This is a genomic window from Ruegeria sp. CH2, from assembly GCF_056537065.1.
The window spans coordinates 39886-61496 of sequence record NZ_JBQFQV010000018.1 but is presented as its reverse complement, the minus strand read 5'-3'; the positions used below and the strand labels follow the sequence as shown (position 1 = coordinate 61496).

Sequence of the window (21611 nt, the reverse complement as noted above, 5' to 3'; positions counted from 1 at the left end):
CTGCGGTCAGCGTCGTCTTGCCGTGGTCAACATGCCCAATCGTGCCGATGTTGACGTGCGGCTTATTACGCTCAAACTTTTCCTTTGCCATGATGGCCTCCTTTTTCTGTAATGAAGGGAGCCCCGGAACGGCGCTCCCTCAAATCGTCGCTTATGCGTATTTCGCCTGGATCTCGTCCGAGATGTTCTGCGGAACCGGATCGTAGTGGTCGAACTGCATGGTGAACTGGGCGCGGCCCGACGACATCGAACGCAGGGTGTTGATGTAGCCGAACATGTTCGCCAGCGGAACAAACGCATCGATCGCGATCGCGTTGCCGCGCGGTTCCTGACCAGACACCTGGCCCCGACGCGAGGTCAGGTCGCCGATGATACCGCCGGTGTATTCTTCCGGGGTGATCACTTCGACCTTCATGATCGGTTCCAGCAGCTTCGCGCCAGCTTTGCGCATGCCTTCACGCATACACATACGGGCCGCGATTTCGAACGCCAGAACGCTCGAGTCAACGTCGTGGAACTTACCGTCCAGCAGGGCAACCTTGAAGTCGATCACGGGGAAGCCAGCCAGAGGGCCGCTGTCCATGACCGAGTTGATGCCTTTTTCAACACCGGGGATGTATTCCTTCGGAACGGCACCACCAACGATGCGGCTTTCGAACGAGTAACCTTCGCCTGCCTCAGTGGGCTGGATCTCCAGCTTGACTTCGGCGAACTGACCCGAACCACCCGACTGTTTCTTGTGGGTATAGGTGTGTTCGACCGGCATCGAGATGGTTTCACGATAAGCCACCTGAGGCGCACCGATGTTGGCTTCGACCTTGAACTCGCGCTTGAGACGGTCCACCAGGATGTCCAGGTGAAGTTCGCCCATGCCCTTCATGATGGTCTGACCCGATTCCAGGTCGGTTTCCACGCGGAAGGACGGGTCTTCGGCGGCCAGACGGGCCAGACCCTGAGACATCTTTTCCTGGTCGCCCTTGGTTTTGGGCTCGACCGCGATCTCGATCACCGGATCGGGGAAGGTCATGGTTTCCAGAACCACCGGATCCTTCGCATCGCACAGAGTGTCACCGGTGGTGGTGTCTTTCAGACCCGCCAGCGCGATGATGTCGCCTGCAAACGCTTCTTCGATCTCTTCCCGGTTGTTGGAGTGCATCATCATCATACGACCGATGCGCTCTTTCTTGCCTTTGGTCGAGTTCAGGATCGAGTCGCCCTTGTTCATGGTGCCCGAGTAAACGCGGGTGAAGGTCAGCGAACCAACGAAGGGGTCGTTCATGATTTTGAACGCCAGACCCGAGAAGGCCATGTCGTCATCGGCACGACGTGCGATGTTACGAACTTCTTCCTCGTCGCCGGGTTTGAAGCCCATGTAATCAACAACGTCCAGCGGGCTGGGCAGATAGTCGATCACAGCGTTGAGCAGCGGCTGAACGCCTTTGTTCTTGAACGCCGAGCCTCCCAGAACGGGTACGAAATGCAGCGCCAGCGTGCCTTTGCGCAGCAGTTTGCGCAGGGTCGGAACGTCGGGCTCTTCGCCTTCCAGATAGGCCATCATCGCGTCGTCGTCTTCTTCGACGGCCGCTTCGATCATCTTGCCGCGCCATTCGTCAGCCATGTCTTTCAGGCTGTCGCGGATCGGAGCTTTGACCCAGCTTGCACCAAGGTCTTCGCCCTGCCACAGCCACTCTTCCATGGTGACCAGATCAACCAGGCCTTCCAGCTCGGTTTCGGCACCGATCGGAATACCAACCGGAACAGCGCGTGCGCCGGTACGGTCTTCGATCATGCGAACGCAGTTGAAGAAGTCTGCGCCGATCTTGTCCATCTTGTTGACGAAAACCATACGCGGAACCTTGTAGCGGTCAGCCTGACGCCACACAGTTTCGGTCTGGGGTTCAACACCGGCGTTTGCGTCCAGAACGCAGACGGCACCGTCGAGAACCGCCAGCGAGCGTTCGACTTCGATGGTGAAGTCAACGTGGCCCGGGGTGTCGATGATGTTCAGGCGGTGCTTGGGGGTATCGGCGGTCTGACCGTCTTCGGTGCGTTCCCAGAAGGTGGTGGTCGCAGCCGAAGTGATGGTGATGCCGCGTTCCTGCTCCTGCTCCATCCAGTCCATGGTGGCTGCACCATCGTGCACCTCACCGATGTTGTGGGATTTACCAGTGTAATACAGGATACGCTCCGAGCAGGTGGTCTTACCTGCGTCGATGTGCGCCATGATACCGAAGTTACGGTATAGTTCGAGCGGATATTCGCGTGCCATTTGGATAAGCCTCTGGGATTACCAACGGTAATGGCTGAAGGCTTTGTTCGCCTCGGCCATCTTGTGGGTGTCTTCGCGCTTCTTCACGGCGGTACCGCGGGACTGTACAGCGTCCAGCAGCTCACCGGCGAGGCGTTCTTCCATGGTGTTTTCATTGCGGCCGCGCGCAGCGGTGATCAGCCAGCGGATGGCCAGTGCTTCGCGGCGCTCGGGGCGGACTTCGACCGGAACCTGATAGGTTGCACCACCAACCCGGCGCGAGCGAACCTCGACCGACGGTTTGATGTTGTCGAGTGCTTCGTGGAACACTTCGACGGGCGCGCGCTTGATCTTGTTCTCAACGCGGTCAAAGGCGTTGTAGACGATGCGCTCGGCGACCGACTTCTTGCCGTCGATCATCAGGTTGTTCATGAATTTGGTCAGAACCTTATCGCCAAACTTGGCGTCAGGCAGGACTTCGCGTTTTTCGGCGGCGTGACGACGTGACATATCAGCCTCTCCTTCTTACTTGGGACGCTTCGCGCCGTATTTCGAACGGCGTTGCTTACGGTCTTTGACGCCCTGAGTATCCAGAACACCGCGCAGGATGTGGTAACGCACACCGGGAAGGTCTTTCACACGGCCGCCACGGATCAGAACAACCGAGTGTTCCTGAAGGTTGTGGCTTTCACCGGGGATGTACGAGATGACCTCGAACCCGTTGGTCAGGCGCACCTTGGCAACCTTACGCATAGCCGAGTTCGGTTTCTTCGGTGTGGTGGTGTAAACACGTGTGCAGACGCCGCGTTTCTGCGGGCACTGCTCCAGGTGCATGGACTTCGAGCGTTTTACTTTGGGCTGCCGCGGTTTGCGGATCAGCTGTTGAATAGTTGGCATTCCGGTTTCTTCCCCGTTTTGCAACACACATGACATGCACGCGGGCTGCGTGCGGCTAACTTCGCTGCGCTGATGCGTCCACAAGCGCAAAACCCACGAGCGTTCCCATTCCGAGGTGAACGTCGCGGTTGTTTCTCAGAGGGCGCGAACTGCAAAATTGTCCGGGCCTTGACCAGCTCATTACTGGAATCGGCTATGGGGCGGCCCCCGGCACCGAGATGACGCGCGTAATAGGGGGAGTCGGCCCGAGTGTCAACAGCACGATACCGGTTGCCCGGCAATAGGCTGATCCGGGCCGTGCCGATGTGGGTGCGCGGGCTCAACCGGGTTCATAAAACCGCCCTGCACCAGAAGTGCCAATGCCGAACCAAACCCGCAACCGGAGGCCGGGTTTCGCCTTTGGATAACCAGTGTTCAGAGCCTTGTCACGCAGGTTCACGCCGCTTCCCGGCGTGCGCGTTCCCGGAACAGCGTGAACAGTCCGGCGGCCACGATCAGAGTTGCACCCAGCATGGTCAAACCGTCAGGCCATTCATCGAATACGGCCCAACCCAGCCCCAGGGCCCAGATTAGGCTGGAATAGCGAAACGGCGCGATGAACCCGACATCGCCCTGACGCATGACCATGACGCTGAACAGATAGCCCATCAGGACGAACACGGCCGCCGCCGCAACCAGAGCACCCGCAGCGCCGGAAACCGGAACCCATCCTTCGAACACCGAAGCAATCGCGGCGGCCACCGTGATGGAAAGAGACGTCGCCAGTGTCACCACCATTGACGGAACCTGGGGCGACATGCGTCGCGTCACCAGATCGCGAACCGTGATCGAAGCCACTGCGATCAGCGCGTAGATGGAATACAGGCTGAAGCCGTCAGGTCCGGGCCTGACGATCAGAACCATGCCGCCAAAACCAATGGCAATCGCCAATATGCGCCGCCAGCCGACCTGTTCGGAAAAGACCAGCGCCGCGCCCAGCGTCACGGTCAGAGGCAGCGCCTGCAGAATGGCCGTCACATTGGCAAGCGGCATGTTCTTGAGCGCTGTCAGGAAAAAGAAGGTAGCCGACAGTTCGGCCAGACTGCGCAGCGCAACCAGCCACCGGTCGTGGTGTGAGAAATTGAGGTGCAGCGCCCCCAGATAGCGGGCAAGACCATAGACAAGGAAAACGGCCAGAACGCCCCGCATGGCCACGAGTTGGAACAATGGCAGTTCCCGAAGCGCGACCTTGACCAAAGTGTCGTTCAGGGTGAAGGCCGCCATGCTGCCCATCATCAGCAAGGCACCTTTGGTGTTTGGGTTCATGTCAGATTTGGCCCTGCGCAGAGTGATCGGGCCATTGGCCCAATCGGACAGCCGCCTGTCAACGCATCAAATCAGATCAGCGCAAGAATTACGCTCCGACGCGTTGGGAGCGGGTCGAAAACGCCTTCTGAGCCCCTATCAGAGACCAGAGACCCGACCACCTCCGATCCCTTCCACAGCCACCCCGGCGCTGAGCATGTGCGTTGCGATCAACCCGCCGGACATGTCCAGAACGCCAAGCTGGTTGCCGTTCTGAAGCGCAACATAAAGCTCGCGGCGTTTGGAATTGATGCCAAGGCCAAAGCGTTCGATCTGCACCGCTGCGCCGACCGATGGATTGGTCGCCCGGATTGTCCTAAGCACCGTGCCGTTCAAATCCACCTCGGCGATCAGGCGATTGCGGATGAACAGCACATAAAACGTGCCGGTCGTTTCATCAAAGGCCAGCCCGCCAATCGGCCCTTGCGGTTGGCTGAGGGTTATGTTGCGCACAAATTGCCCGTCGCGGGTCAGTTCCGCGATCATCACCCCGTTCGGATGGTCGAGGAACAGATGCCCGTCGCTTCCCCGAACGGCCAACCCGCATTCTTTGATGGGAAACTCGTCAGGTGTGATGCCACCGCATCCGGCCGGAACCCGCTGTGCCGCAAAGGTACGCAGGACACGGCCATTTCGGTCAAGCTCCTGTAGCTGGGTACCGGGAAGATTGCGCAGGAAGATCCGCCGTCGCGGCTCATCATATGCCAGCCCGACGATCGAGCCGGATATCGGGATCAGGCGCGTCGTGCCGTTCGGGATCACGATCTCACGCGATGGCTGGCCCGGTGGCATCCCCACATAGGCATAGTCCGTGCAGGCGGCCATCAGGCCCAGACCGAAAACCGAAAATACGCGCGACAACTTTGTGACAGCTCTCATCATCCACCCCCGTCACCTGTGTGAACTCATGGCGGATGGTAGCACAGTTTAGGCTAAACCAGAAAAACCCTACTGTTATTGCAGGTCTCATACGGCGAGCGCGATATTCCAGTGGTCTGGAACCGCCTTAAGCGTGGTGCGCGTTTCAGCCCTGCAAAAACGAAAGGCCCCGCGAAATCGCGGGGCCTTCCTAAACTTGTCAATCGGGCGATTACTCGCGGCTTTCGGGTGTTTCCACCAGAACGTCCAGCTCATCCCCGACCAGATCATCATCCATGATCGGCGCAGCCAGGGCAGCGGCCGCTTCGGCCTCTTCCCGGCGGGCTTCGATCACCACATTGTCGCGCGACTGCGCGATGTGGCGGACGGCCTGCGTGGCCCCACCGGTACCGGCGGGGATCAGGCGACCAACGATGACGTTCTCTTTCAGGCCGACCAGCTTGTCCTTTTTGCCCTGCACGGACGCTTCGGTCAGTACGCGGGTGGTTTCCTGGAACGACGCCGCCGAGATGAACGAACGCGTCTGCAACGAGGCCTTGGTGATCCCCAGAAGGATCGGCTCGCCCTGTGCCGGACGACCACCGCGGGCGATGGTCTTTTCGTTGGCTGCGTCGAACTCCTGCTTGTCGACATGTTCGCCTTTCAGCAGGGTGGTGTCGCCTGAATCTAGGATCTCCCACTTCTGCAGCATCTGGCGCACGATGACTTCGATGTGCTTGTCGTTGATCTTCACGCCTTGCAGACGATACACATCCTGCACTTCGTCGATCATGTAGTTCGCCAGCGCCTCGACACCCATGATGGACAGGATGTCATGCGGGGCCGGGTTACCGTCCATGATGTAGTCGCCCTTCTGTACGAAGTCGCCTTCGACAACAGGGATGTGCTTGCCCTTGGGTACCATGTACTCGATGGGTTCCAGTGACTCGTCAGCCGGTTCGATGCTGATGCGGCGCTTGTTCTTGTAGTCGCGGCCAAAGCGCACGTAACCATCGGCTTCTGCGATGATCGCGTGATCTTTCGGACGGCGGGCTTCGAACAGTTCGGCCACACGCGGCAGACCACCAGTGATGTCTTTGGTCTTGGCACCTTCACGCGGAATACGCGCAACAACGTCACCGGCTTCGATCTTCTGGCCATCTTCGACCGACAGGATCGCATCCACCGACATCGGATAGTGAACCGGGTTGCCCGCATCGTTGCGGACCGGTTCGCCATCGTCACCGACCAGAATGATCTCGGGCTTGAGGTCGCTGCCACGGGGGGCGGCGCGCCAGTCGATCACGATCTTCTGGGTCATGCCGGTTGCTTCGTCGGTCTCGTCACGGACGGCAAGGCCCGAAACCAGATCGACGTATTTGGTGGTACCGGCTTTCTCGGCGATGATCGGCAGGGTGTAGGGATCCCATTCGAACAGCTTGTCGCCGCGGGCCACCTTGGTGCCTTCCTTGACGAACAGCTTGGAGCCGTAGCCCAGCTTGTGGCTGGCGCGCTCTTCGCCGTGATCGTCCTTGATCACCAGCTTCATATTGCGGCCCATGACAAGGCTTTCGCCTGCGGCATTGACCAGGATCTGCGGGTTCTCGAAGGATACGACGCCAGCCTGGCTGGCTTCCTGGAACGACTGCTGACCACCTTGCGCAACACCACCGATGTGGAAGGTCCGCATCGTCAGCTGTGTACCGGGTTCACCGATGGACTGGGCGGCGATGATGCCGACAGCCTCACCCGTGTTCACCATGGTACCGCGAGCAAGGTCACGACCGTAGCAGGTGGCACAGACGCCTTCCTCAGACTCGCAGGTCAGAGGTGAGCGGATGCGGGTCGACTGAACGCCCGCTTCGTCGATGGTGTCTGCCATACGTTCGTCGATCAGCTGACCAGCCGCAACAAGCACCTCATCCGTACCCGGACGCAGGATATCGTCAGCCGCCACACGGCCCAGGATACGCTCGGCCAGCGAGGCGACAACCTCACCATCGTTGACCGCAGCTTCGGCAGTGATTGCGCGCTCGGTGCCACAATCGATCTCACGAACGATGCAGTCCTGCGCCACGTCCACCAGACGACGGGTCAGGTAACCCGAGTTCGCCGTCTTCAGAGCGGTATCCGACAGACCCTTACGGGCACCGTGGGTCGAGTTGAAGTATTCAAGAACGGTCAGACCTTCCTTGAAGTTCGAGATGATCGGCGTCTCGATGATGTCACCGTTCGGCTTGGCCATCAGGCCGCGCATACCGCCCAGCTGTTTCATCTGAGTGACCGAGCCCCGCGCACCGGAGTGGGCCATCATGTAGACCGAGTTCGGTTCCATGTCAGACCCGTCTTCGGCCTTGGCGACGTTCGAGATGGTGCTCATCATCGCCTCGGTGACGCGGTCGTTACACTTCGACCAGGCATCGACAACCTTGTTGTACTTTTCACCCTGAGTGATCAGGCCGTCCATGTACTGCTGTTCGAAGTCTTTCACCTGATCGCGGGTGTCATCAACGATGCCCCACTTGTCGTCTGGAATGACCATGTCGTCCTTGCCGAACGAGATGCCCGCCCTGAACGCTTCTTTGAAGCCCATCGACATGATCTGGTCACAGAAGATAACCGACTCTTTCTGGCCGCAGTAGCGGTAGACGGTGTCGATCACCTGCTGCACTTCTTTCTTCCGCAGCAGGCGGTTGACCAGATCGAACGGTGCCTTGTTGTTCATCGGCAGCAGGGCACCCAGACGCAGACGGCCCGGAGTGGTTTCATAGCGCTTCTGAACTTCGTTGCCTTCTTCGTCGATCTGCGTGATCCGCGCGGTGATTTTGGTGTGCAAATGCACCTCACCCGCATCCAGCGCGTGCTGAACTTCGTCGATCGAACCAAAGACCTTGCCTTCGCCCGGCATGCCCGCACGTTCCAGCGACACATAGTACAGACCCAGGATCATGTCCTGCGACGGAACGATGATCGGCGCGCCGTTTGCAGGCGACAGAACGTTGTTCGTCGACATCATCAGAACACGGGCTTCCAGCTGTGCCTCAAGGCTCAGCGGGACGTGAACGGCCATCTGGTCGCCGTCGAAGTCGGCGTTGAAGGCCGAACAGACCAGCGGGTGCAGCTGGATCGCTTTGCCTTCGATCAGGACCGGTTCGAACGCCTGAATGCCAAGACGGTGCAGCGTCGGCGCACGGTTCAGCATGACAGGGTGTTCACGGATCACCTCGTCGAGGATATCCCAAACTTCGGGACGCTCTTTCTCGACCAGTTTCTTCGCCTGTTTCACGGTCGAAGACAGACCTTTGGCTTCAAGGCGCGAGTAGATGAACGGCTTGAACAGCTCCAGCGCCATCTTCTTGGGCAGACCACACTGGTGCAGCTTAAGCTCCGGACCGGTCACGATGACCGAACGGCCCGAGAAGTCGACGCGTTTCCCCAGAAGGTTCTGACGGAAGCGACCCTGCTTGCCTTTCAGCATGTCCGACAGCGATTTCAGCGGACGCTTGTTGGCGCCGGTGATCACCCGGCCACGACGGCCGTTGTCAAACAGAGCATCCACGGATTCCTGCAACATCCGCTTTTCGTTGCGGACGATGATGTCAGGCGCGCGCAATTCGATCAGACGCTTCAGACGGTTGTTCCGGTTGATCACGCGGCGATAGAGATCGTTCAGATCCGACGTCGCGAAACGGCCACCATCCAGCGGAACCAGCGGACGCAGTTCCGGCGGGATGACCGGGATCACGGTCATGACCATCCATTCAGGCCGGTTGCCCGACTCGAGGAAGGATTCAACAACCTTCAGACGCTTGATGATCTTCTTGGGCTTCAACTCGCCTGTGGCTTCGGCCAGATCAGCGCGCAGCTGTTCGGCTTCGGCTTCCAGATCGATCTGGGCCAGCATCTCACGGATGGCTTCGGCACCGATATTGGCGGTGAACGCGTCCATGCCAAAGGCATCCTGCGCATCCATATACTCTTCTTCGGTCAGCATCTGGCCGTAGGTCAGGTCGGTCAGACCGGGCTCGATGACGACATAGTTTTCAAAGTACAGAACGCGTTCCAGATCGCGCAGCGTCATGTCCAGCATCAGACCGATGCGGGACGGCAGCGATTTCAGGAACCAGATATGTGCAACGGGCGCGGCCAGTTCGATGTGGCCCATACGCTCGCGGCGGACTTTCTGCAGGGTGACTTCCACACCGCATTTCTCGCAGACAACGCCGCGATACTTCATCCGCTTATATTTGCCGCACAGACATTCGTAATCTTTGATCGGGCCAAAGATACGCGCGCAGAACAGACCGTCACGTTCGGGCTTGAACGTCCGGTAGTTGATGGTTTCGGGTTTCTTGATCTCGCCATAGGACCAAGACAGAATCCGTTCGGGCGACGCCAGCGAGACTTTGATTTCGTCAAAGACCTTCGGGGGCGTCAGCGGGTTGAACGGGTTGTTGGTGATTTCCTGGTTCATCTCTTTACCTCAGAGTTAGAGGGTGCGGGGGTCACGCAGTGCCGGGCTGAAGCCCGGCCTACGCCGGATCAGATGGTAGGCCGGGCTTCAGCCCGGCATCCCTTCGTCACTCATCGACCTCCGCATCCAGGAGTTCCATATTCAGGCCGAGGCCGCGGACTTCTTTCACCAGAACGTTGAACGATTCCGGTACGCCCGCTTCAAAGTTATCCTCGCCCTTGACGATCGACTCATAGACCTTGGTCCGGCCGGCGACGTCATCCGATTTCACGGTGAGCATCTCCTGCAGAGTGTAGGCGGCGCCGTAAGCTTCCAGAGCCCAGACTTCCATCTCACCAAAGCGCTGACCACCGAACTGCGCCTTACCACCCAGCGGCTGCTGGGTAACCAGGCTGTAGGGCCCGGTCGAACGCGCGTGGATCTTGTCGTCCACCAGGTGGTGCAGTTTCAGCAGGTACTTGATGCCCACGGTCACCGGACGTGCAAATTGCTCACCCGTACGACCGTCGAACAGAACCGACTGACCGCTTTCCGAGAAGCCCGCACGCACCAGTGCGTCGTTGACGTCAGCCTCTTTGGCACCGTCAAAGACCGGGGTTGCGATCGGAACACCGCGGGTCACGTTGCCCGCTGCCTCAATCAGCGTTTCCTCGTCCATGCCAGTGATGCCTTCTTCGTAGACATCTTCGCCATAGGCCAGCTTCATCGCCTCGCGCACCGGGGTCAGGTCGCCGGAACGGCGGTATTCACCCAGAGCTTCATCGATGTTCAGACCCAGACCGCGCGCGGCCCAACCCATGTGGGTTTCAAGGATCTGACCGACGTTCATACGCGAAGGCACACCCAGCGGGTTCAGACAGAAGTCGACCGGGGTCCCATCGGCCAGGAACGGCATGTCTTCCATCGGAACAACCTTGGAGATCACACCTTTGTTCCCGTGACGACCGGCCATCTTGTCGCCCGGCTGCAGCTTGCGCTTCACGGCGATGAAGACTTTGACCATCTTCATCACACCCGGCGGCAGGTCGTCGCCACGGCGGACTTTCTCGACCTTATCCTCGAAACGGGCATCCAGAGCGCGCTTTTGCACTTCGTATTGCTCGTTCAGGGCCTCGACGATCTGTGCGTCCTGCTCGTCTTCCAGCGCCAGCTGCCACCATTGACCACGGGTCAGGGTGTCCAGCAGATCCTCGGTGATCACCGACCCTGCCTTGACACCTTTCGGGCCTTTGACAGCGGTTTTACCCAGGATCAGACCTTGCAGACGCGCATAGATGTTGCGGTCAAGGATCGCCAGCTCGTCGTCCCGGTCACGGGCCAGACGTTCGACTTCCTCACGCTCGATCTGCAGCGCACGCTCGTCTTTCTCGACACCGTGACGGTTGAAGACGCGAACCTCGACGACCGTACCGTAATCGCCCGGCTTCACGCGCAACGAGGTGTCGCGCACATCAGATGCTTTTTCACCAAAGATGGCGCGCAGCAGCTTTTCTTCCGGGGTCATCGGGCTTTCGCCCTTCGGAGTGATCTTGCCGACCAGAATATCGCCCGGCTCAACATCCGCGCCGATGTAAACGATGCCCGCCTCGTCGAGGTTGCGCAGCGCTTCTTCACCGACGTTGGGGATGTCGCGGGTGATCTCTTCCGGGCCCAGCTTGGTGTCACGGGCGGCGACTTCGAATTCCTCGATATGGACCGAGGTAAAGACGTCGTCACGCGCGATACGTTCCGAGATCAGGATCGAGTCTTCGTAGTTGTAACCGTTCCACGGCATGAACGCGACGACCACGTTCTTACCCAAGGCCAGTTCACCCATATCGGTCGACGGACCGTCGGCAATGACCTCGCCCTTCTGGACGGTGTCACCCACCTTGATCAGCGGACGCTGGTTGATGCAGGTGTTCTGGTTCGAGCGCTGGAACTTACGCAGACGATAGATGTCAACGCCAGCGTCACCCAGTTCCAGATCCTCGGTGGCACGGATAACGATACGCTGGGCATCGACCTGGTCGATGATGCCGGCGCGTTTCGCCTGAATCGCAGCGCCTGAGTCGATTGCGACCTTCTCCTCGATCCCGGTACCGACCAGCGGTGCCTCGGCCCGCAGCAGCGGAACCGCCTGACGTTGCATGTTCGAGCCCATCAGAGCGCGGTTGGCGTCGTCATTTTCAAGGAACGGAATCAGCGAAGCCGCGACCGAAACCAGCTGTTTCGGCGACACGTCGATCAGGTCCACATTCTCGCGCGGGGCAAGGGTGTAGTCGCCTGCCTGACGGGTCGAAACCAGATCGTTGATGAACTTGCCGTTCTTGTCCAGCGTCGCGTTCGCCTGCGCCACGGTGTGACGCATTTCCTCGGTCGCGGACATGTAGTGAACCTCATCGGTCACCTCGGCGTCCTTGACGACGCGGTAAGGTGTTTCGATGAAGCCATACTTGTTCACGCGGGCGAAGGTGGCCAGCGAGTTGATCAGACCGATGTTCGGGCCTTCCGGCGTTTCAATCGGGCACATCCGGCCATAGTGGGTCGGGTGCACGTCGCGCACTTCAAAGCCCGCACGCTCACGCGTCAGACCACCGGGGCCAAGCGCCGAAAGACGGCGTTTGTGGGTGACTTCCGACAGCGGGTTGGTCTGGTCCATGAACTGCGACAGCTGCGACGAGCCGAAGAATTCACGCACAGCAGCAGCAGCCGGTTTCGCGTTGATCAGGTCCTGCGGCATGACGGTGTCGATCTCGACCGACGACATACGCTCTTTGATCGCGCGCTCCATGCGCAGCAGACCGACGCGGTACTGGTTTTCCATCAGTTCACCGACCGAACGCACACGACGGTTGCCGAGGTGGTCGATATCGTCCACGTCGCCTTTGCCGTCGCGCAGTTCTACCAGAGCCTTGACGCAGGCCACGATGTCTTCGCGGCGCAGGGTACGCAGGGTATCCGGCGCGTCCAGTGCCAGGCGCATGTTCATCTTCACGCGGCCAACGGCGGACAGGTCATACCGCTCGCTGTCGAAGAACAGGGTGTCGAACAGGGCCGACGCCGCTTCGACGGTGGGCGGTTCACCCGGACGCATGACGCGGTAGATATCCATGAGCGCGCTTTCGCGGTTCATGTTCTTGTCCTGCGCCATGGTGTTGCGCATGTAGGGTCCGACATTGACGTTATCGATGTCGAGAACCGGAATATCGGTGATGCCCGCGTCGATCAGTTCCTTCGCGGTACCGCCGATCAGGTCGCCATCCTTGTCATATTCCAGCGTCAGTTCGTCACCGGCTTCGACATAGATCGCGCCGTTTTCTTCGTTGATGATGTCCTTGGCGACAAACTTGCCAACGATGTGATCGAACGGAACCAGCAGTTCTGTGACGGTGCCCTCGTCGATCAGCTTCTTGACCGCGCGCGGGGTGACTTTTTTGCCTGCCTCGGCAATCACCTCACCTGATTTCGCGTCGATCAGGTCATAGGTCGGACGGGTGCCGCGAACACGCTCGGGGAAGAACGGCGTGACCCAGCCCTTCTTCTTGTCCAGCTTGTAGGACACGGTTTTGTAATACGCGTCCATGATCGCTTCCTGATCCAGACCCAGCGCATAAAGCAGGGTTGTCACAGGCAGTTTGCGGCGGCGGTCGATACGGGCGAACACGATATCCTTGGCATCAAACTCGAAGTCCAGCCAGCTGCCGCGATACGGGATGATGCGGCAGGCAAACAGCAGCTTGCCCGAGGAATGGGTTTTACCCTTGTCGTGGTCAAAGAACACACCGGGCGAGCGGTGCATCTGGGAGACGATCACACGCTCGGTGCCGTTGACGACAAAGGTGCCGTTCGGGGTCATCAGGGGCATGTCGCCCATGAAGACATCCTGTTCCTTGATGTCTTTTACCGATTTCGCGCCGGTGTCCTCATCAACATCGAACACGATCAGGCGCAGGGTAACCTTCAGCGGTGCGCTGTAGGTCATGTCGCGCTGCATGCACTCTTCGACGTCGTATTTGGGTTTCTCCAGATCGTATTTCACGAACTCCAAAACAGAGGTTTCGTTGAAATCCTTGATCGGGAAAACCGATTGGAACACGCCTTTGATGCCTTCGCCGTCTGTGGGCTGTTCTGCATCGCCGGAGCGCAGGAAAAGATCATAAGAAGATTTCTGTACCTCAATGAGGTTCGGCATCTCCAGTACTTCGCGGATTTTGCCGTAATATTTACGAAGACGTTTCTGGCCAAGGAACGTTTGAGCCATGTCAGATGTCACCTTTCGATGTTCTCAGCGGGCAAAGACACCGTCGGGCCCCGGCATCTTGCACAATCGAGACAACACGTCCGGATCAATTCGTGGCCACCGTCCCGAAGGCGGCCTCCCGATCCGAAAACCGTGTCTTAGAAAACGCCCCATTCCGTGAGGCCCTTTCTAAGACAGGTTCGGCTGGACCCGGATTTCTCCGGATCCAGCCAAAATTTTCGGCGCATCAGCGATGCGCCTGAGACCAGGCTTAGGCCAGCTCGACTTCGGCGCCAGCTGCTTCCAGCTTGGCTTTGACGTCTTCGGCTTCGTCTTTCGACACGCCTTCTTTGATCTTGCCGCCGGCTTCGACCAGTTCCTTGGCTTCTTTCAGGCCCAGACCGGTGATGCCGCGAACTTCTTTGATCACGTTGATTTTCGAAGCGCCGGCGTTCTTCAGAACGACGTCGAATTCGGTTTTTTCTTCCTCAGCTGCGCCACCGGCGTCGCCACCAGCTGCTGCGACCATTACGGCGCCGCCAGCTGCGGGCTCGATGCCGTATTCGTCTTTGAGGATGGTTTTCAGTTCTTGTGCTTCCAGCAGGGTCAGACCCACGATGCTTTCTGCGAGTGCTTTCAGATCAGCCATTTTATCAGCTCTTTCCGTTTACAATGTGTGTTCCAACGTCAGGGTAGGTACCCTACGCAGATCATTCAGTGCCAACCGCTTACGCAGCTTCCGCCTTCTCTTCGATGGTGGAAAGGATGCTTGCGATATTGCTTGCAGGTGCGCCAATCGCGCCGGCGATGTTCGAAGCAGGTGCGCCAATGCAGCCCACGATCGAAGCAATAAGCTCCTCGCGAGACGGCATTTTCGAAACGGCTTCAACGCCTTTGCGGTCCAGAGCGTTCTCGCCCATTGCACCGCCGAGGATTTCAAATTTCTTGTTATCCTTGGCGAAGTCCTCGGCCACCTTGGCTGCTGCCACGGGGTCCTCGGAATAGGTCAGAACGGTCATCCCTGTCAGCAGGTCGGCCATGCTTGCACACGGCTTACCCTCGAGGGCGATTTTGGCGAGCCTGTTCTTGGCAACACGCACGGAGCCACCCGCGTCACGGGCACGTGCGCGAAGGTCCTGCATCTCGGCAACTGTCAGACCGGCGTAGTGGGCAACCACTACGACGCCAGAGCTTTCGAAGATTTGGCCGAGTTCCTCGACCACTTTCTCTTTCTGGGCTCTATCCACAGTTCTCTCCAAGTTAGGGGTGAGTTCTCACCCCGGCTCATATTTGCCGCGGCTTGCGCCCCGGCGTTCAGGTCCGTTGTTACGGGATTGGCCAAAACTCGCCCGAGGGTGGGACCCTCAGAATTCTTTGGTCTTACCCGTCTCAGGCAGGGAATTAAGGGGCCATATGGCACCACCCACCGTCTTGGACGAAACAAAATAAAGCGCACGACGAATCGCACGCTTTATTCCGCAGGTCTACTTAGGACAGATGGCCGGGGTTTCCAAGAGGTAAATTGGGATTAATCAGACGCAACAAGGGATGACCAGAACCACAAGATTAAGTGCGGTGACGAGCAATTGATTTGGTCGAATTTCAGGGCTGAGCGCAAAATAGTTCGTGACATTGTTCCAAGTTCAAGACTATAACCCGACAATTTTTCTCAGAAACAAGAAGAATCAGAACAAATGTGCAGAATTGCCGCCTATTGCGGACCAAGTATCCCGCTTGAAAACATCGTCATCCGGCCCCAGCATTCCTTGCTGGAGCAAAGCCAGCACGCGGCCGAAGCTAAACTTGCCGTCAATGGCGATGGCTTTGGTATGGCCTGGTACGCAGACCAGGATCGCCCCGGCCTGTACAGGGATGTCCTGCCCGCGTGGTCGGATGGTAACCTGGTCGATCTTTGCAGGATGATAAAATCCTCGCTGTTTCTGGCCCATGTCCGCGCGTCGACGTTCGGCGAAGTGTCGCGCGCAAACTGCCACCCTTTCACGTTTGGCAAATGGTCCTTCATGCATAATGGCCAGATTGGCGAGTTCGGGCGTTTGCGAAGACGGCTTGAATCCTCACTGCCGGACGAACTTTATGCGGCGCGGCGCGGGTCGACGGATTCAGAGCTTCTGTTTCTGCTCCTGCTGGCAAACGGGCTGGATGATGCGCCGCAGGACGCTGTTGTCGCAACTCTGCGTCAGATCGATGCGCTTGACGGTCATCGGACGCAACCGGATCGCATGGCCGTCGCCTTTTCAGATGGGCAGAGCCTGTATGCGTTTCGATATTCCAGCGACCAGCGCAGCCCGTCCCTGTATTTCGGGGAAGGGCTGGACCACGGCGGCAGGGTCATCGCGTCCGAGCCGCTGGACAAGGGCACAGGAAATTGGACGCCCATTGAAGACCGGAGCTTCTTCACTCTGACTGGCGATACAGCCAGCCACACCGCGTTGCCGTTCAGTTAAACGAAAACGGGCGGTCCGTTTGGACCGCCCGCAACATTGCTTTGACGAAGATCAGACTTATTCGCCCGAAGCTTCTGCCACATCAACGGTCACGCCGGGGCCCATGGTCGAGCTCAGCGCGATTTTCTTCATGTAGGTGCCTTTGGCACCCGACGGCTTGGCCCGGGCAACAGCCGAGACGAAGGCGCGAATGTTTTCGACCAGCTTGGCTTCGTCGAACGACGCTTTACCAACACCTGCGTGTACAACGCCGCCTTTTTCCGCCTTGAACTGAACTTCACCGCCTTTGGCTGCTTCCACGGCTGCTTTCACGTCCATGGTCACGGTGCCAACCTTGGGGTTCGGCATCAGGTTGCGGGGGCCCAGAACCTTACCCAGACGACCGACGATCGGCATCATGTCCGGGGTTGCAATGCAGCGATCGAATTCGATGGAGCCGCCCTGAATGGTTTCCATCAGGTCTTCTGCACCAACGATATCCGCGCCTGCTTCTTTCGCTTCGTCAGCCTTCGCGCCACGTGCGAAGACAGCAACGCGCATGTCTTTGCCTGTGCCGTTCGGCAGTCCGACAACGCCGCGCACCATCTGGTCTGCGTGACGGGTGTCAACGCCCAGGTTCATCGCGATTTCGATAGTCTCGTCGAATTTCGAAGTTGCATTGGCTTTGACCAGGGCAACAGCTTCGTCCACCGACAGGTTTTCCTTGCCAGCGACGGCTTCGCGCGCAGCGCGGGTACGTTTACCGAGTTTTGCCATCTTACTTCACCTCGATGCCCATGGAGCGGGCCGAGCCCAGGATGATCTGCATTGCGCCTTCGACGTCGTTGGCGTTCAGATCTTTCATTTTGGCTTCGGCGATTTCACGAACCTGCTTGGAGGTCACGGTTGCCACGGTCTCGCGACCTGGGTTTTCCGCGCCGCGGGGGCGGTTACGCTTACCGACCGGCTTAAGACCAGCAGCTTTTTTCAGGTAATAAGACGCGGGCGGCGTCTTGATGTCCATGGTGAAGGACTTGTCCTGATAGTAGGTGATCACGGTCGGGCACGGCGCGCCGGGCTCCATATCTGCGGTCTTGGCGTTGAACGCCTTGCAGAATTCCATGATGTTGATGCCGCGCTGACCCAGCGCCGGACCAACTGGCGGCGACGGGTTCGCCTGACCTGCAGGAACCTGCAGTTTCATTGTACCAGCAAGCTTCTTGGCCATTTGGTTTTCCTTTCAACTAGGGTGAAACGCGTCTCACCCGGATTTTGTTGCGTGGTCCGGCCCGGGATCGCGACCCCGGTAACCTCCCACGAGAGAATCTCGCCCGAAGACGATAGAGGCGGCGTTTACAGGGGATCATGGGGGTTGGCAAGTGGCCTGCCTTTCAGTTCGGGATCACCGAATCGAGTTCCAAGTCGATGAACACCGGCGTTGACGCGCCAGGGCGGGAAAGTGCTGATCATTCCGGTCAAAGCCAGGAAAAACCAGTCGGCCTGAAACACTAGGTATCGCGCCATATTAAGGGTTTAATTTGCTTGAAAAAACCGGAGCTAACCCGGCACCCGATTGAAAGACTGCTGTAGCTTCGTTCCTTGCGCCGCATAAATAACCGCGCCATGCTGCGGCTGTGCTATACTTGGTCAGAACAAATTTGTTCGGAGGTTCGTCATGATTATTCGTTTATTCACTATGCTAATCGCCGCGCTGTCTTTTGCGGTGTCCGTCCCCCAGACCGCGCGGGCCGATGCGGGCGACTTCATCGGCGGTGCTGTCGTTGGCGGGGTCGTCGGATACGCGATCGGCAAAGACCAGCAAAAGAAAAAGTCCCGGTCTTCGAGCCAGACCTACCGGTCGGGCATTCCATCGACCTCGCAAGGGGCGCAGACACAGACCGCGCTCAACTATTTCGGCTATAACGCCGGGCGTGTCGATGGGCAGGTCGGGCATGGAACCCGGTCGGCGATCGAACGCTACCAGGTGTCCATGGGCTATCCTGTGAATGGCTATGACTTCCAGCCCTATCAGTATGACTTTCTGATGCAGGCCTATTACTGGGCGACAAGCGGTGGGCAGGCGGCAACCCAGCTTTCGGGTCAACCGCTCTTGATGGCCTATCGCCAACAGGTGCAAACCGGCTCTGCCTTGGCGGCGGCACCTCAGACCCAGGCACCGGCCATCCCGGTTATCACGCCTCAACAGGCCGAACCCGCAACAAGCGCCACTGAAACCACGACAGCCAGCCTGCCGAGCCTGTTTTCCGGCGGAACCGGAGGCCCGTCGCTGGCCAACCGGTGCAGCGGGGTCATGCTGCAAACGTCGACCAATGGCGGCTATACGACCCTGTCTAACATGTCCGATCCTGACTTTGCGCTTAGCGAACAATTCTGCCTTGCCCGCAGCTATGCGATGGCACAGGGCGAAGAGCTGATGCAGGGCATTCAGGGTCTTACACCCGATCAGGTCGCAGACCAGTGCGCCGCCTTTGGCGACATGTTGGCACCGCAAGTTGACGCGCTGTCTATCAACTCGAAATCAGAGGCTGAAACCCAGGTGCGCAAGCTTGCCTTGGATTCGGGTCTTAGCCCTGCTGATCTTGCCGCAACCAGCAAGGTCTGCCTTGCGATGGGATATCGTCAGGACAACATGGATACCGCAGTTGGGTCTGCGCTGATGCTGGTTGCCATGGGTGAACCCGCATACGGAGAACTGGTCGGTCACCATCTGCGCGAAGGCTTTGGTGTTCAGGCGCGCCGCGATCTTGCGATGCAATGGTATGATGCAAGCCTTTCGGCGCTGGATGCCGGGTCGCAGGCGGTCTTCCTGCCGTCCCAGACCGACCGCCCGCAGCTTTTGCGCGCAGCCATGGTTCAGTCGCAGTAAGCCCAAACGCGAAACGGCGTCGAGACTCCGCGTCTTAAACTAAACCGCCGCGGTGCCAAATGCACCGCGGTGTTACGCTTCCATAATCAAAAAAGAACCCGGCTTACAAAAGGCACTGCGTTCTGGTCGTCAAAAGCTTGCTGGGCGTTCTTTGGGGCGAAACATTACTGGCTGTACGCCCCTCTGGCTTATCACAATGATCTGACACAAGAATACGAGCCCTGAAAACACGTGCGAGTGGAACTTATCCGACAACGTTGAAGGCCGCATTCGCCAATATTCTAGAATTTCACATTGTGTTTGCTAAAGAACTCTTTCATTTTTTCGTCGAGAAACCCTTTACCAGTCGCAATTTGCACAAGTTCAAAAGCGCAGCCATTGTTCACTTCAACCACAACCGGGCCATTCTCTGTAAGAGCGATATCCGTTGATCCAAAGTGATTTTCTGCGTGCAACAAAGCGATTTCTTGGTTCAGCTTTTTCAGTTCAGCCCAGAATGGCAGTTTTTCACCAATAAGAGTGCGGTCGCATTCCGGCAGAGAGCTAAGTTCAACTCGGCGACCGTCTTCAACTGAGGCTATGGCCTTAACCTCGCCGGTTTCCGGGTTCAGGTTGCAAAGAAGGTTGCCGGGCCGCCAGAAGTTGTCCGCAACATTCCCCGCAAGGGGCAGCTTTAGCATTGTAAACGGAACGGAAAGTTGATTGTCGTCGATAATGTTCAAACTGCGCACGGTCGCAATAGCGTCGGTAATACCGTCAAAAAAACCATGTGGTTTCAGACAGTCCTGAAAGATGTAGGGGATTTCACCAAGTGTCGAATTTGCGAAGTCCTCGTAGGTTTGAGGTTCCTGCCCGTCCAGAATGACATGCGTATCAGTGTGCCCCGAAATGCGCATGGCACCTGCGCTCCACATCCCGACGATAGGTTTCGCGAAAACTGAATATGACCCGTGGGTCGAAAAGAAAGACTTCAAGTCTTCGGCGTTTGTCAGTTTTGGCGTTCCCCCGAACTGGCGAGCGCTGCGATCAAAGACAGCCAGTGTTTTCGGAACGGGCAGCCTGTTGTGTTCGAGGAAACACGCAGACAACCATTTATCTTCGGTGAGGGCCTGCCATTGACTGTTGTTGCAAGCATTTACAAGCGGCCAGTGGATATGAGATGAAACGAACTCCTCACGCTCAATATCAGACCAACGCTCCCGATCATAAAGCTCGTAAAGAAAGTACTCGTAAAACCTCAGCTTTCCGCGTTTCTTGCGAAGCTTGAAAAAGTCAAAGGCCAGCGAAAATGGACTTCTCCCGGTCCGTCGAGCAACTTCGACAAGAAGACTGGAAACATTGGGTGCTTCTTTGCTTTTGACGGCCAACACATCTTGCGCAAAAGCTGTCATTTTCTAGTAATCCCTCAATTGTCGCCGTTCTGGAAATAATCAACAAATTGTGTCGATACTTTGGCGCAGGTAGATCGTTGTGCTTTCTGCGGCACAGATACGAAAACGCCGCTATGCTTTCACATCGCGGCGTTTCGAATTTCTCTGGAAGCGCGCTTAGCTCTGCTTCGTGACCTGAGTAAAGTCCAGCTCAACTGGGGTTTCGCGGCCAAAGATCGAGACCGATACTTTCAGCTTCTGCGCTTCGTCGTCCACGCCTTCGACCATGCCGTCGAAATCCTCGAACGGGCCGTCGTTGACCTTGACCTTCTCGCCGATCTCGAAGGTGATCATCAACTTGGGCGCTTCTTCGCCTTCCTGAACGCGGTTGAGGATCTGGTTCACCTCGGCGTCGCGCATCGGCATCGGGCGGCCCTGCGGACCCAGAAAACCGGTGACGCGGTTGATCGAGTTGATCAGGTGATAGCCCTGATCCGACATTTCCATATGCACCAGCACGTAACCCGGCATAAAGCGGCGTTCGGTGGTGACCTTCTTGCCCCGGCGCACTTCGATCACCTCTTCGGTGGGCACCAGAACTTCGTCGATATCGTTCTCAAGGCCCTGTTCAGCCACCGACGTGCGGATCTGCTCTGCGATCTTCTTTTCGAAATTCGAAAGAACGCTGACCGAGTACCACCGTTTCGCCATGAACCTGTCGTCCTTGTTTGTCTTCGGGGCATCACATATTGCGGACACACCCGTCATTTAAATCCTGTCACGTCATCCGGAATAAAAAGCGGCGCGTGACCCGAATCGCCACACGCCCATTCCGAATATGCGTCACCTACTCTGACATCGCGCGAG

General features: G+C 58.0%; 17 protein-coding genes. 2 read left to right on the top strand and 15 right to left on the bottom strand.

The window, feature by feature from the left end; all coding sequences use genetic code 11:
• The 10 genes from ACR0M9_RS18705 to rplJ all read right to left on the bottom strand — a co-directional run.
• Window positions 1-91, bottom strand: a 91-nt coding sequence (locus tag ACR0M9_RS18705; RefSeq protein ID WP_036223564.1) for a GTP-binding protein, incomplete at its 3' end; no start/stop codon positions are given.
• Between the two features lie 60 nt (window positions 92-151).
• Complete coding sequence (fusA, locus tag ACR0M9_RS18700) at window positions 152-2269, bottom strand: elongation factor G (protein ID WP_480484702.1); 2118 nt, start codon at window positions 2267-2269, stop codon at window positions 152-154.
• Window positions 2270-2287: 18 nt separating this feature from the next.
• A complete protein-coding gene (gene rpsG / locus ACR0M9_RS18695) occupies window positions 2288-2758 on the bottom strand; it encodes a 30S ribosomal protein S7 (protein WP_039529242.1) in 471 nt (156 codons plus the stop codon).
• 15 nt (window positions 2759-2773) lie between these two features.
• Window positions 2774-3145, bottom strand: coding sequence for a 30S ribosomal protein S12 (rpsL, locus tag ACR0M9_RS18690; RefSeq protein WP_005621086.1), 372 nt, complete (start codon window positions 3143-3145; stop codon window positions 2774-2776).
• 435 nt (window positions 3146-3580) lie between these two features.
• The gene (locus ACR0M9_RS18685) at window positions 3581-4450 is read right to left on the bottom strand and encodes a DMT family transporter (RefSeq protein ID WP_480774323.1); all 870 of its coding nucleotides are present in this window, start codon (window positions 4448-4450) and stop codon (window positions 3581-3583) included.
• 138 nt (window positions 4451-4588) lie between these two features.
• A complete protein-coding gene (locus tag ACR0M9_RS18680; RefSeq protein WP_480508591.1) occupies window positions 4589-5368 on the bottom strand; it encodes a hypothetical protein in 780 nt (259 codons plus the stop codon).
• A gap of 211 nt (window positions 5369-5579) precedes the next feature.
• Complete coding sequence (gene rpoC, locus ACR0M9_RS18675; RefSeq protein WP_480488900.1) at window positions 5580-9821, bottom strand: DNA-directed RNA polymerase subunit beta'; 4242 nt, start codon at window positions 9819-9821, stop codon at window positions 5580-5582.
• 106 nt (window positions 9822-9927) lie between these two features.
• A complete protein-coding gene (gene rpoB / locus ACR0M9_RS18670; protein ID WP_267365333.1) occupies window positions 9928-14064 on the bottom strand; it encodes a DNA-directed RNA polymerase subunit beta in 4137 nt (1378 codons plus the stop codon).
• A gap of 250 nt (window positions 14065-14314) precedes the next feature.
• Complete coding sequence (gene rplL / locus ACR0M9_RS18665) at window positions 14315-14692, bottom strand: 50S ribosomal protein L7/L12 (protein ID WP_209507787.1); 378 nt, start codon at window positions 14690-14692, stop codon at window positions 14315-14317.
• Window positions 14693-14771: 79 nt separating this feature from the next.
• Window positions 14772-15290, bottom strand: a complete 519-nt coding sequence (gene rplJ / locus ACR0M9_RS18660) for a 50S ribosomal protein L10 (RefSeq protein WP_209507785.1) — start codon at window positions 15288-15290, stop codon at window positions 14772-14774.
• A gap of 447 nt (window positions 15291-15737) precedes the next feature.
• Here rplJ and ACR0M9_RS18655 point away from each other — a divergent pair, with 447 nt between their 5' ends.
• Complete coding sequence (locus ACR0M9_RS18655; protein WP_480774322.1) at window positions 15738-16508, top strand: class II glutamine amidotransferase; 771 nt, start codon at window positions 15738-15740, stop codon at window positions 16506-16508.
• Between the two features lie 57 nt (window positions 16509-16565).
• Here ACR0M9_RS18655 and rplA read toward each other — a convergent pair whose 3' ends face one another.
• The 3 genes from rplA to ACR0M9_RS18640 form a co-directional block, all read right to left on the bottom strand.
• A complete protein-coding gene (gene rplA / locus ACR0M9_RS18650; protein WP_480484697.1) occupies window positions 16566-17264 on the bottom strand; it encodes a 50S ribosomal protein L1 in 699 nt (232 codons plus the stop codon).
• Window position 17265: 1 nt separating this feature from the next.
• Complete coding sequence (gene rplK, locus ACR0M9_RS18645) at window positions 17266-17715, bottom strand: 50S ribosomal protein L11 (protein ID WP_010440985.1); 450 nt, start codon at window positions 17713-17715, stop codon at window positions 17266-17268.
• Between the two features lie 125 nt (window positions 17716-17840).
• Entirely contained in the window at window positions 17841-18011 is a 171-nt protein-coding gene (locus ACR0M9_RS18640; RefSeq protein WP_480774321.1) for a hypothetical protein, read from the bottom strand.
• Window positions 18012-18162: 151 nt separating this feature from the next.
• Between ACR0M9_RS18640 and ACR0M9_RS18635 the strand changes: the two genes are divergently transcribed.
• Window positions 18163-19374, top strand: coding sequence for a peptidoglycan-binding domain-containing protein (locus tag ACR0M9_RS18635; protein WP_480774320.1), 1212 nt, complete (start codon window positions 18163-18165; stop codon window positions 19372-19374).
• 281 nt (window positions 19375-19655) lie between these two features.
• Here the strand turns inward: ACR0M9_RS18635 and ACR0M9_RS18630 are convergent, their stop codons facing one another.
• Together ACR0M9_RS18630 and nusG are read right to left on the bottom strand one after the other, a co-directional pair.
• Window positions 19656-20765 carry a sugar-transfer associated ATP-grasp domain-containing protein gene (locus tag ACR0M9_RS18630; RefSeq protein WP_480774319.1) on the bottom strand — a complete coding sequence of 370 codons (1110 nt, stop codon included), beginning with the start codon at window positions 20763-20765 and terminating at the stop codon, window positions 19656-19658.
• A 156-nt stretch (window positions 20766-20921) separates the two neighbouring features.
• Window positions 20922-21455: a transcription termination/antitermination protein NusG gene (gene nusG / locus ACR0M9_RS18625; RefSeq protein WP_209507773.1), complete on the bottom strand. Its 534-nt coding sequence runs from the start codon at window positions 21453-21455 to the stop codon at window positions 20922-20924.
• Window positions 21456-21611: the final 156 nt, after the last annotated feature.